This is a genomic window from Arundinibacter roseus (assembly GCF_004348825.1).
Taxonomy (GTDB): domain Bacteria; phylum Bacteroidota; class Bacteroidia; order Cytophagales; family Spirosomataceae; genus Arundinibacter; species Arundinibacter roseus.
The window spans coordinates 120,385-133,113 of the sequence record NZ_SMJU01000007.1; the positions used below are offsets into that span (position 1 = coordinate 120,385).

Annotated in this window: 9 protein-coding genes and 1 tRNA gene; 5 read left to right on the forward strand and 5 right to left on the reverse strand. The window is 43.5% G+C overall.

Annotated elements, in window-relative coordinates; genetic code table 11:
- Positions 1-54 precede the first annotated feature (54 nt).
- Positions 55-2,718, forward strand: a complete 2,664-nt coding sequence (locus EZE20_RS12310) for a DNA gyrase/topoisomerase IV subunit A (RefSeq protein ID WP_132118025.1) — start codon at positions 55-57, stop codon at positions 2,716-2,718.
- A gap of 85 nt (positions 2,719-2,803) precedes the next feature.
- Positions 2,804-3,424 (forward strand): SanA/YdcF family protein, encoded by a 621-nt coding sequence (locus EZE20_RS12315; protein ID WP_132118445.1) that lies wholly within the window; start codon positions 2,804-2,806, stop codon positions 3,422-3,424.
- Between the two features lie 153 nt (positions 3,425-3,577).
- Here the strand turns inward: EZE20_RS12315 and EZE20_RS12320 are convergent, their stop codons facing one another.
- The 4 genes from EZE20_RS12320 to EZE20_RS12335 form a co-directional block, all read right to left on the reverse strand.
- Positions 3,578-4,555 (reverse strand): ABC transporter ATP-binding protein, encoded by a 978-nt coding sequence (locus EZE20_RS12320; protein WP_132118026.1) that lies wholly within the window; start codon positions 4,553-4,555, stop codon positions 3,578-3,580.
- A 47-nt stretch (positions 4,556-4,602) separates the two neighbouring features.
- Positions 4,603-6,471 carry a gamma-glutamyltransferase family protein gene (locus tag EZE20_RS12325; RefSeq protein WP_132118027.1) on the reverse strand — a complete coding sequence of 623 codons (1,869 nt, stop codon included), beginning with the start codon at positions 6,469-6,471 and terminating at the stop codon, positions 4,603-4,605.
- Positions 6,472-6,654: 183 nt separating this feature from the next.
- A tRNA-Leu gene (locus EZE20_RS12330) sits at positions 6,655-6,738 on the reverse strand.
- A gap of 76 nt (positions 6,739-6,814) precedes the next feature.
- Positions 6,815-8,059, reverse strand: coding sequence for an ABC transporter permease (locus tag EZE20_RS12335; protein WP_132118029.1), 1,245 nt, complete (start codon positions 8,057-8,059; stop codon positions 6,815-6,817).
- Positions 8,060-8,166: 107 nt separating this feature from the next.
- Here EZE20_RS12335 and EZE20_RS12340 point away from each other — a divergent pair, with 107 nt between their 5' ends.
- Positions 8,167-9,429 carry an asparagine synthetase B gene (locus EZE20_RS12340; protein ID WP_132118447.1) on the forward strand — a complete coding sequence of 421 codons (1,263 nt, stop codon included), beginning with the start codon at positions 8,167-8,169 and terminating at the stop codon, positions 9,427-9,429.
- Positions 9,430-9,443: 14 nt separating this feature from the next.
- Here the strand turns inward: EZE20_RS12340 and EZE20_RS12345 are convergent, their stop codons facing one another.
- Positions 9,444-10,469: a DNA/RNA non-specific endonuclease gene (locus tag EZE20_RS12345; RefSeq protein WP_132118031.1), complete on the reverse strand. Its 1,026-nt coding sequence runs from the start codon at positions 10,467-10,469 to the stop codon at positions 9,444-9,446.
- Positions 10,470-10,606: 137 nt separating this feature from the next.
- On the opposite strand from EZE20_RS12345, the gene EZE20_RS12350 reads away from it, so the two are divergent.
- Both EZE20_RS12350 and EZE20_RS12355 read left to right on the forward strand, forming a co-directional pair.
- Entirely contained in the window at positions 10,607-11,839 is a 1,233-nt protein-coding gene (locus tag EZE20_RS12350) for a BaiN/RdsA family NAD(P)/FAD-dependent oxidoreductase (protein ID WP_132118033.1), read from the forward strand.
- Positions 11,840-11,897: 58 nt separating this feature from the next.
- Positions 11,898-12,722 carry a purine-nucleoside phosphorylase gene (locus tag EZE20_RS12355; RefSeq protein WP_132118035.1) on the forward strand — a complete coding sequence of 275 codons (825 nt, stop codon included), beginning with the start codon at positions 11,898-11,900 and terminating at the stop codon, positions 12,720-12,722.
- Positions 12,723-12,729 lie beyond the last annotated feature (7 nt).

Sequence of the window (12,729 nt, forward strand, 5' to 3'; positions counted from 1 at the left end):
TTAATAAATTTGTATTTTTACTGAACACTAAACCAACTTTTGCCTCCTCCCTCTATGGAAGAAAGCCAAGAATTAAATCCAATTGAAGACGGAGAACTCCACGAAAAAGTACCCATTTCTGGATTATATGAAAACTGGTTTCTGGAATACGCTTCTTACGTAATTCTGGAAAGAGCCGTTCCCGCTGTTGAAGATGGGCTAAAACCCGTGCAGCGACGCATCATGCACGCCCTTAACGAGATGGACGACGGGCGGTTCAACAAAGTAGCCAACGTGATCGGATCAACGATGCAGTACCACCCGCACGGTGATGCTTCCATCAATGACGCTATTGTGAATCTGGGTCAAAAAGAACTCCTGCTCGATACGCAGGGCAACTGGGGCGATGTACGCACAGGTGACAGCGCTGCGGCTCCGCGTTATATTGAAGTAAGGTTATCAAAATTTGCCCGTGAGGTCGTATTTAACGGCGATACCACGCTTTGGCAACTTTCTTACGATGGTCGCAAGCGGGAACCAATTACCCTACCGGTCAAGTTTCCGCTTTTGCTCGCTCAGGGCGTCGAGGGAATCGCCGTGGGGCTTTCAACAAAGATCCTGCCGCATAATTTTTGTGAATTAATCGAAGCATCCATCGATTATCTCAAAGGGAAAAGCTTTGAGCTCTACCCGGATTTCCAAAACGGAGGCTTTGTTGATGTTACCAATTATAACGACGGACACCGTGGCGGCAAAGTCAGGGTGCGTGCCCGCATTGAAGAAGAAGACAAAAAAATGCTGGTGATCAGGGATATTCCCTACGGTGCCACAACTTCGTCTATCATCGACTCTATAATAAAAGCGAATGATAGCGGGAAAATAAAGATTAAGAAAGTTGTCGACAACACGGCTGCGGAAGTCGAAATTCAGATTCATCTGGCACCGGGCGTTTCTCCTGACATTACGATGGACGCCCTGTATGCATTCACGGAATGTGAGGTCTCCTATTCGCCAAATGCCTGTATTATTATGGAGGAAAAGCCTCACTTTTTGGGCGTCTCTGAAATTTTACGATACAATACAGACAAAACCGTAGATCTGCTTCGTCAGGAATTAACGATTCAGAAGAATAATCTGCTCGAAAAAATCCTGTATGGTTCTCTTGAAAAGATATTTATTGAGAACCGTATCTACCGCAATATTGAGGAATGTGAAACATTTGATGCGGTAATTGACACGATAGATAAAGGGCTTGAACCATTCAAAGAACAGTTTTACCGAGAAATAACAAAAGACGATATTCTGGCTTTAACCGAAATCCGGATCAAACGTATATCAAAATACGACGGATTTAAGGCCGATGAATTGATGAAAAAATGGAATGAGGAACTGCTTGCCACCGAAGACAACCTTGCCAATATTATCCGTTATACCGTCGATTATTTCCGCGATTTGCTGAAAAAATATGGTAAAGGCCGGGAGCGGAAAACCATTATCAGAACATTCAATCAAATTTCGGCCACGATTGTAGCAGCCAATAATCAAAAACTCTACGTCAACCGGACGGATGGTTTCATCGGCTACGGTCTCAAAAAAGACGAGTATGTCATGGATTGCTCGGACATTGATGACATCATAGTCTTTAAACGGGATGGAACCTGCGTGGTTACCAAAATTCAGGAGAAAGTTTTTGTAGGAAAAGATATTATTTACTGCGCTGTTTTTCTGAAAAATGATGAGCGCAAAGTTTATAATATGGTGTATTTGGATGGCAAATCAGGAGCCTCTTTTGTGAAAAGGTTTCAGATTACAGCCGTTACCCGCGACCGCGAGTACGATCTTACGCAGGGTACTCCCCGCTCCAAAGTCACCTATTTTACCGCCAATGATAATGGTGAGGCGGAAGTCATTACGGTTAATCTGACGGCTCAATGTAAGGCTAAGGTTAAGCAGTTTGACTTCAATTTTGCCGATTTACTTATAAAGAACCGGAATGCGAATGGCAACATTCTGACCCGGTATCCGGTTCGGAAAATCAGCTTTAAACAAGCGGGTGGTTCTACCCTGGGAGGCGTTGATATTTGGTATGACCCGACAATTGGCCGATTAAACCGCGACGAACGCGGGAATTATCTTGGAAATTTTGATTCTCAGGATTCGATACTTGTCATTTATAAAGAAGGGTCTTATGAGCTGACAAACTTTGATTTGACCAATCATTTCGAGCCGAACGACATTTTACTGCTGCATAAATTTGAACCGCACAGGATAATTACCGCGGTTTATTTTGACAACGGTCAAAAAATCTATTACATCAAACGGTTTCAGATCGAAACCACCACGTTGGAGAAAAAATTTCTCTTTATCAGTGATATAAAAGGCAGCAAATTGCTCCTCGCTTCGCTCGATAAACACCCACGTCTGGAAATTTCTACCCAGAAAAATGCAAAATCTGACGTTGAAAAAACCGAATATCTGGCCGAGGAAGTAGTTGACGTTCGTGGCTGGAAGGCGATGGGAAATAAACTTTCAATGGATAAAATAAAAGAGTTTCATTGGTTGAGTCCGCTTCCTGAGGAAGAATCGGAGACAGACTCTGCTCAATCAATCACTGAACAAACCACTGACAAAACGGAAGAAGTCGTTGAGAATTTGCCCAACACAATAGAAGTACCTGCAAAAAAAGAAGAACAGGAATGGATTGCACCAGAAAAAAACCAACTGGGTTTATTTGAATAGTATGCGGCATTCGATAGAAACATTGCGTATTTTACGGGTAGAGTATGTAAAAACTCTACCCAAATGGATCGTACCTGTGAAACGAATGCTCAAACTTTTCATCTTCCTGACTTTTTTCAGTACTCTGTTTATCCTGCTTTGCAATGCCTGGATTGTGGTAACTACCCGGTCGAACACCTACTTTAAAGTACCGCTTTTGCCCGCAAATGAGACCGCACTTGTGTTAGGGACGAGTAAAAACACAATTGGTGGAAAAGAAAATCTGTACTTCAAATACCGTATGGAAGCAGCTGCTCGCCTCTACAAAGAAGGAAAGGTAAAGCAGCTGATTCTGAGCGGAAATAATGATTCCAAATATTACAATGAGCCGCTCGACATGCAGAATGCACTGCTAAAACTGGGTGTTCCACCATTTGCGATACAGCTTGATTATGCCGGTTATCGGACGTTTGACTCGGTGGTTCGGTGTAAGAAGGTATTTAATGAAAAAAATATTACCATCATTTCTCAGGATTTTCACACCGCCCGTGCTTTGTATATTGCCCGAAAAGAAGGTATAGATGCCATTGCTTTTGCAGCGCAGGATGTGCCGGTTGGATATTCCTTCCGCACGCTCATCCGGGAATATCTCGCCCGTCCCAAAGCCGTCATCGACGTCTTTGTCTACCGTCCTGCTACTAATCTTCAAAACAAATCCTTTGAATAGAATTTATTCTAAAATCTACGTATTTGTCTGACTATGAGGCCACGTATTAGAATTTTTGCAAATCCTCAAAAAACTATTTACACCTGATTTGAATTTCAAATAGGCTTTTAAACTTATAAACTTCCTGTATCTATTAAAAAATCGCAAAAGTCATTACCCCGTTGGAAGTTCCCTACTATGCTTGTCAGCGTATGTCAACAGTACCTCATCCCCTATCTTTTTTACCTTTCTGGCACTACTGAATATAATAAAACGCCCTATTGAATCTTGGCAGTGGTATTCGTAGTACGCTCCTTTGAACCGAATATTTCTGACCACGGCAACCACCTTACTTCGTTCGGCATTGCGGGTTAGTTTTACATAATTAGGGCGAATTATTTTCCGCTGATCCTGATTCACGGTTTCCAGATCATTTACCATACCCGTAAGCTCAGCTACATACACAGAATTTGGATTGCTATAAACCTCATGTGGCGTTCCTTTTTGAACCAATTCGCCCTCTTTCAGGATAAGTAGTTGATCTGCCAGTGCTAATGCTTCATTGGCGTCATGCGTAACAAAAATACACGTCAGATTTTCCGACTTTTTTAGCTCTTCAATTGCCTCGATCAAAACATTTTTATTTTTCTGATCCAAATGAGCAAAAGGTTCGTCCAAAAGCAACAATTCAGGCACTTCTGCCAATGCCTGCGCAAGCGCTGTGCGTTGTTTTTCGCCACCTGAAAGCAGCTTGGCTTTGCGATCTTTCACTTCGGTGAGGCGAGTAAGTTCCAGCAATTCTGCTACCCGCTGCGCCTGATAACCACGTTCGTAGAAGCGCAGGGCATAGGCAATATTTTCCTGAACGGTCTGATTTGGAAAGAGCTCATATTCCTGATGAACCAGCTTTATTTGCTCGTGTCCTTTTAGAAGCTGCGAAAGAACAGATGGCAATTCTGTTCCATTGAGATGTACCTCCCCTTTATCTGCATCGACAAAACGGCCAATGATTTTGAGCAAGGTACTTTTTCCCGAACCACTTTCCCCCACAACACCTACCCATTCGCCCCGACCGACCTGGAAATCAATGGACGAAAGAACAGTTTGTTCGTGATAGGTTTTTGAAATAGATTTTACAGAAAGAACGGTCATATGGAATTGTGCTCGTGGGACACCTGAACTGATATTTTCCAACAAAACTACCAGCCTATGCCATAGTCTTCGCCATGATTACTTGATCCGCCCCACATGCTTCCCCGTATCCAGTCAAAATAAATGGCATTAATGGGGCCGCTTGTGCGAGGTTGATACGAGAGTTTATAGCCCTTTTGCGCTAATTCTTTACGTGTCCAGGCGGGCATTGCCTCATTCAAAATAAGTCCTCCGGGTGCTTTGCTATGATCTCCGAAACTCCCATACATCTGAAGCGTTTTGAAACTAGGTGCTTCGGTTGCTTCCTGTACCGTCATCCCAAATTCTACCATATTCAGAAAAAATTGAACCAGCAATTGATCCTGTTCATCACCGGCCTGTTTGGCAAATGACAGAAAGGGCTTCCCATCTTTCAATGCCATTGAAGGAGTAAGTGTGACCCGAGGCCGCTTTCCGGGCTCAACAACGTTAAACGGATTTTCGCGCTCATCCAGTACAAAGGACTGCATCCGTTGACTCAGTCCCACACCAGTATTTCCGGCAATACAGGCAGGCACCCACCCGCCGCTTGGTGTAATGGAAACCACCCAACCTTCGGCGTCCGCAGCTTCAACTGAGGTAGTTCCGGCTGTAAAATCTTCCAGAAATTTCTCCTCCTTATCTTTCTCCCAATTCAATAGTGACGCCTGTGAATTACCCCAGTTTTGAAGTAAATTTTGGTACGGATTTATCTTATTTTCAAAAGGATACGGATCACCCGGACGAACGTCGGCGTCGTTCATTTCCGGGTTAATAAGTTTAATTCTTTCCTTGGCATATTCCTTTGAGAGTAACCCTTTCATCGGTTCCTCCGGCCCAAAAGCAGGATCTCCATAGTAAAAATCCCGATCAGCAAAGGCTAGATTCATGACCTGATAGAGCGTATGCACATATCGAGACGAATTATACCCCATACTTTTCAGGTCAAAATTTTCAAGCATATTCAAGGTTTGCAGCATCACGGGCCCCTGCGTCCATTGTTGCATTTTATACACCTCTATACCTTTATAGGTAGTCATGAGAGGCTCTTCTATTTTCACTTTCCAGATAGCCATATCCTGCTCGGTGATGAGCCCACCCTGTTCCTGGCAACCTCTCGCAATTTCTTTGGCAATATCGCCCTTATAAAAGCGATCATAGGCCGCATAAATCGCTTCTTTACGCGTTTTTCCTTTTTTTAGTGCATCAGTTTCAGCATCTACCATCTTTTGCAGAGTACCATGCAGATCTTTCTGAACAAAAATCTCACCTGCATCAGGAGCTTCCCTTTTTTGTCCTGAATGCGTCAAAAATACTTTCTTTGAATAGGGCCATTGCTTAATCATTGCCTTTCCATTTTCAATGGAATTAGCTGTCTGCGCTTCAATCGGGTAGCCCTCTGCCAGCTGCATAGCTGGTGCCAGAACTTCTTTCAGGCTCATGGTACCGTATTCGGCAAGCATTGTCAGTAACCCGCCGGGTGTTCCCGGAGTAGTGGCGGCCAAAGGACCATATTCTGGCGGGTATTTCATGCCTTTACTTTTAAAAAAATCCGCAGTTGCGCCTGTAGGTGCCACACCCATCGCATTAATTGCAATGACTTTCTTTGTTTTGGGGTTATAAATCAGCGCCTGCGTTTCTCCTCCCCAGCTCAGCACATCCCACATAGTGGATGTTGCGGCCAGCATCGCACAGGCAGCATCCACGGCATTTCCTCCTTTGGTAAACACCATTGCTCCTGCCGTTGCGGCAAGAGGTTTTCCGGTAATTGCCATCCAATGCTTGGCGTGAAGCGGTGGTTTTTGAGTTGTTACCGGAAAATTATTGAATGACTGGGCAAAAACCGACATGCGCAGCGACATACCAACGAAAGTAAGGAGCAGTAGTTTTGTTCTCATATATCAGGAAAGGTTTATAGGTGGTTCAATCAAGTGTCAAATACCGGAAGAAATGCGTTTCACCTAAAAGTAGGGAATTTTGGAACAGTTTTTCCACTCCGTAGCCGGGGTTTGATTTAACCAAAGGTGTTTTTTGAGTTTTTTCATAAAAAAAGCTCCCAGACTTACGTCAGGGAGCTTATGTACCCGGAGCCGGAGTCGAACCGGCACGAGTGTAACCTCATTGGTGTTTGAGACCAACGCGTCTACCAATTCCGCCATCCGGGCATCTTGTTTCTGCTTTGGGTCTGCAAAATTAGACAGATTACATTATTTCGCAAGTCTCTTTTGAAAAAATATTTATCTATTCATAGCGTAAAGCCTCAATAGGGTCTAAGCGTGAGGCTTTTATTGCCGGATAAATTCCTGAAATTACTCCAACAAAAACACATACAAGTATACCCATGAACATCCAAAGCCAGGGCACAATGAAACTACTGTCGCTGCTGATTGACTTCGATATAACATTTCCGATGGCAATACCAAGAACTAACCCAGCCAATCCGCCCAGGATACAGATGACAATTGCCTCAATCAAAAATTGCAGACGAATGACCCGGGGCGTAGCACCCAATGACTTTCGGATACCAATTTCACGTGTCCGTTCAGTAACCGAAACCATCATGATGTTCATTAGAGCAATGGAAGCACCTAGTAGTGTAATGATCCCAATGCCGAAACCTCCAATTCGCAAATAGCTTGATATTTCCTCAAAGTTTTTGGCAAGAGCATCGGCACGCTCAATTTCAAAAGAATCTTGTCGGCCCAACGCGTCATTTCGGATGCGACGCATGAGTCCGCGGGCTTCTTCCATGATGTAGTCGCTATCGTCGGCTTGTGGTGCGGAGGCCGTAATGTCAAACGTCAAAGCCCGATTCGCTGCCAAAGCCCTGCCGGTTTCCAGGGGAACGAAAATAATACGATCCGCTCCGGTTCCACCGCCCAAAGAGCCTTTCTTTTCGAGTACGCCAATAATTTTGAACTGCGAACCCATAAAGTTAATTACCTGATTGATTGGATCTTCCCGCGTGAACAGCGTTTTAATAACTTCCTGCCCAACAATGACAACATTCATTGAATTTTCCAGATCATTTTTGGAAAAATTTCGTCCAATATCAATTTTATATCCCTGAATTGCCAGATAGTCCTCGTCAATTCCAGTGACGCTCACGTTAGGATTGGTTTTTTTTGATAAACGTTTCACCTGAATTGCCCCACCGATTCCCGACGAAAGCGAAACATTGGCATTATAGTCATTCCGAAAATGTGTGGCAAAAAGTGTAGCTTCCCGGTAATTAATATCCTTAAACTGTTTCTGTTGCCTGCCCCCTGACCGCCGGTTGCCATTTTCATAGTTCCGGATACTGAACGTATTTGCCCCTAAATCTGCAAAACTACTATTGACCGAACTCTGAATGCCGTCTATCGCAGTTAAGATACCCACGAGCGATGTAATTCCGATAGCGATAATCAGGGCCGTTAGCACCGTCCGAAGCATATTGGATTGGATAGAACGCAGGCCTTCATTCACATTTTCTTTCAGATTCATAGGCTTAGGCGTGCTTTTTGCACAATATTTGTATAAATTTCGTTAAAGAAAAGTTAAGTTTTTTTAATCAGGTAAAGCTGCATAGGATGCGTGAAAGAATCAAACCAATGGTACGGCTGTTTATTCCGCTTATCATTTTTTTAGGAATAACGACTCATTCCATGGCCAATCGACTATTGGTTCCGATGGATAATTCTCAAAAAAACCATTTGAAAGCCTACGGCATTGCGTATTGGGTGCTCAAACTGTACGATAGCGAAATTGATTGGCTCCTCAACTATCGCGGTGGTAGTTTTTTGATTCCGTATAATCAGAAATTTGCTACCGAGATGACCATTCGAGGGGTTAGCTATGAAGTCATATCTGAGGGCGATGCAGCCTCAATTCTTTCGGATATTGGCTCCCAAAATGCAAATATGGATGCCGTAAAACTACAAAAACCTCCCCGAATTGCAGTCTATTCACCCAAATCAAAACAACCCTGGGACGATGCAGTGACGTTGGTATTGACCTATGCCGAGATTCCTTACGATGTAGTGTTCGATGAGGAGGTGCTAAATGGTAAATTGCCCGAATATGATTGGCTACACCTACACCACGAAGACTTTACGGGTCAATACGGCAAGTTTTTTCAGTTTAAAGATTATCCCTGGTATCGGGATCAAAAAAGGGAAGCAGAGCAAATTGCCGAAAAATTTAATTTCCCCAAAGTATCGCTCATGAAGCTTGCCGTCGCTAAAAGCATTCGGGAATTTGTGGCAGGCGGAGGATTCATGTTTGCAATGTGCAACGCCACGGATACCTATGAATTGGCATTAGCAGCCGAAGGTGTCGATATTGTAGAGTCGCCATACGACGGTGATCCGGCTGATCCAAATGTTAACGAAAAACTGGATTACGGCAAAACGCTGGCCTTCAAAGATTTCAAGGCTATTACAGATCCCTATCAGATTGAATTTTCGACGATTGACAACCAACCGCAGGAACGGGGACTGTTGGAGCCAAACGATTTTTTTACATTATTTGAGTTTTCTGCTAAGTGGGATCCGATTCCGACCATGCTTACCCAAAATCATAAGTCGTTGATAAAAGGATTTTTAGGTCAAACTACGGCTTTTAAGAAACAGTATATCAAGCCGGAGGTAGTTATTTTGGCGGAAACAAAATCGGTGGGTGAAGCCCGGTACATTCATAGCCCTTTTGGCAAAGGTTTCTTTACCTTTTATGGTGGACACGATCCGGAAGACTACCAACACCGCATTGGGGAAGAACCTACTGATTTGAATCTTCACCCAAATTCAGCAGGTTATCGGTTGATTCTCAACAACATTCTGTTTCCGGCAGCCAAGAAGAAGAAACTCAAAACCTGATTTTTACATTATTTTCATTTTAACCTAAACCACTCGCCGGGTTTACTTTTTGCTTCAATTTTTGATTCGATGGCATCAGGCAATCGAGGGAAAAAGTCAATTCCGGTAAGTTTTTCAATCTGATCAATAGACACAACGAAGGTGCTTAATTCTTGCTGTGAAGGTTCATTTTTCATCAGGAAAGCTATTCCTTTTACGTACGGAGGATTTACATAAAGTATGACTTTATAAAACTGCTCAGGCACCGCCACCTTATTAATTCTCCCGATGGTCGGCAGGCCATTTTTAAGAACCGGACCTGTCACCACGTAGACCTTTTTGTATTTAACAGCCCAAATTCGCACCATTTTTTCAAGTTCCAGCCAAATACCTCGATTGAATTGCGGATGTTGCGGGGAAATGTTACTCATGTAAAAAGTCTCTTTCATCACCTGATACGAATTCTTAAAATCAGCCGCAGGTGCCAAATGTCCCCGATCAAAGCCGCTTTTTGTGTAGTCTGTCGTAATTGCGGTACCTGATTTAACAACCGGATCAGGCATGAATTCATTTTCACGTTCTTCTCCACCCACGATTTGCTCGTCCTGCAACACATAGGCTACCCATGCGGCCTGTTCATATTTTTCGACATATTTTAGCGTGTATCCTACCCGTCGGACAAGCTGATCGTTTGAGCCGATTGCTGGCAGGAAAAAATCTCTTTGGTTAGCGATTCGGGTGAGTTCTTCTATGGAAACAGGTTCTTCTGTCTTTAACTGAGGCTTTTTCTGTTCTGTTGGAAGAGGAATTTGTTCCTTATTTGGAGCAGCTGCCGTTCCATCATCAACCGCAAGTGTGTCTTCAAATGGTTCAGGAACTTTGTATGGATTAGGAACCGTAGTATTTTCGCCCAGAATTGAATCTTTCAGATTTCCCCAAAATGTAAGTACGGGTTTTGTTTTGCCTCCATAATGCAAAAAAAGACCAACTGTAAAAAAAACAATCAGAAGTAAGAGGGTATTATTGGGCAATCTGAATCCACGGCGTTTGTAGTGAGTCATTCGGTTTTTTGTACGTTTGATTGATTGAGTAATTATATATAATAAAAGTCAAAGATAGTTGAAAATTAGCGAAGGCTTAACGCTGAAAGTTACTTCCTGAGCGATCATTTTTTTAGTGTATTGACCCTGAATACTATATGCAAATAGTAATAATCGGTGGAGGAGCTGCGGGCTTTATGGCCGCCCTCACTGCCGCTGAATTTGACCCAAAAGCTGAAATACTGGTTCTGGAAAAAAACCGAACGGTGTTAAATAAAGTCCGTATTTCGGGTGGCGGACGATGCAACGTAACACATGCGTGCTTCGATAATCGACTGATTGTCAAGAATTATCCTCGGGGAGAAAAATTATTGAGGAAACTTTTCAAACAATTTGATGCTCAAAGTACTATCCATTGGTTTGAGGCCCGTGGTGTGGTGCTCAAAACCGAAGAAGATGGGCGAATGTTTCCAGTTAGCAATTCCTCCGAGACAATCATTGAGTGCCTTCAACGCCAAGCTCAACAGGCCGGAATTCGGATTCGCACACAGGTAAATGTCTCTAACTTTACCTGGATTGAAGACACATTCGGTAATATTCGTTTCCGTTTGCAGTGCGGAGAAGAAGAATTTCTGGAAGCAGATCGAGTCATTGTTGCTACTGGCGGACACCCTAAGACTCAGGGCTATGAGTGGCTGACGCAGCACAATCATGAAATAGAGTTGCCTGTGCCTTCACTTTTTACCTTCAATGCCCCCAACAGTTACCTGTTACCCCTGATGGGAATTTCAGTTCCTGATGTACTGGTCAAAATTCCCGGTACTTCGCTGGAATGGCGTGGGCCGCTATTGCTTACGCATTGGGGGTTTAGCGGACCGGTTATTTTAAAATTGTCTGCCTGGGGTGCGCGAATTCTGGCCGAAAAAAATTACCACTTTACCTGCCGTATTCATTGGCTGCCCGCTCAAAGCGAATCTCAGGTCAGGGAGTTCCTACTAAGTCAGAAGGTAAACTCCCCCCGGCAATTGGTTGCAACACAAGCTCGATTTGGATTTTCTTCGCGACTTTGGCGGGCATTCTTGCAACAGGCAGAGATTTCGGAAACCATAAAATGGTCTGAACTACCTCAGAAAAATCTGAATCGTTTGGTGGATATTTTAACCAATAGTCTTTTTGAGATTAGAGGAAAAAGTACATTTAAGGAAGAATTCGTTACCGCTGGCGGAATCGACCTTTCAGAACTTAATCCTGAAACCATGGAAAGCAAGCGCGTGCAAGGTCTTTTTTTTGCCGGTGAAGTGATTGATGTCGATGGTATAACGGGAGGTTTTAACTTCCAAAATGCCTGGACAACCGGATTTGTGGCGGGTAAAAACTGTGTTGTTCCGTAACTTCCTTTTGCCTAACTATTTGTTTTTTATCCATAAGTAATCAATAATTCTGTCATTTATGACTTATCTGCAAATGGTGGAAGCCACCAATTTTCTTAACCAGCAAACGGCTACTTTTCAACCCGAAATTGGTATTATTCTTGGTACCGGACTGGGTTCGCTCGTGCATGATATTAACGTGGAATATACGATCTCATACACTGAAATTCCTCATTTTCCTATTTCTACGGTAGAGTTCCATTCGGGTAAATTATTCTTTGGCACCCTCGCTGGTAAACGAGTGATTTGTATGCAGGGACGTTTTCATTTTTATGAGGGGTACCACATGCAGCAGGTGACCTTTCCGGTACGGGTCATGAAACTTCTTGGTGTACATACTTTATTGGTTTCCAATGCGGCAGGTGGAATGAATCCCGACTTTGCAATTAGTGACTTGATGGTTATTCAGGACCATATCAGTTTTTTTCTACCGGGAAATCCGTTGATCGGTAAAAATTTCGATGAATTTGGTGATCGCTTCCCCGATATGTGCGATCCGTATGACTTGGAATTGGTGGAAAGCGCACGAAAAATTGCAGTTAAACATGGCATTAAACTACACACAGGTGTGTATGTGAGCGTTCCCGGACCGCAACTCGAAACCCGGGCTGAGTACCGCTTGCTGCGGATGATGGGTGGCGATGCGGTTGGAATGAGCACCGTACCGGAAGTTATTGCCGCCCGACAAATGAACATCCGCTGCTTTGGACTATCTGTTATTACAGACATGGGAATTCCTGAAACCCTCGAAAAAGCAGATATTGTCAAGATAATTGATGCCGCAATGAAAGCTGAACCCCACATGACACAACTGATTAAAGATCTCATTGAAAACATGGATTAGATTAGAA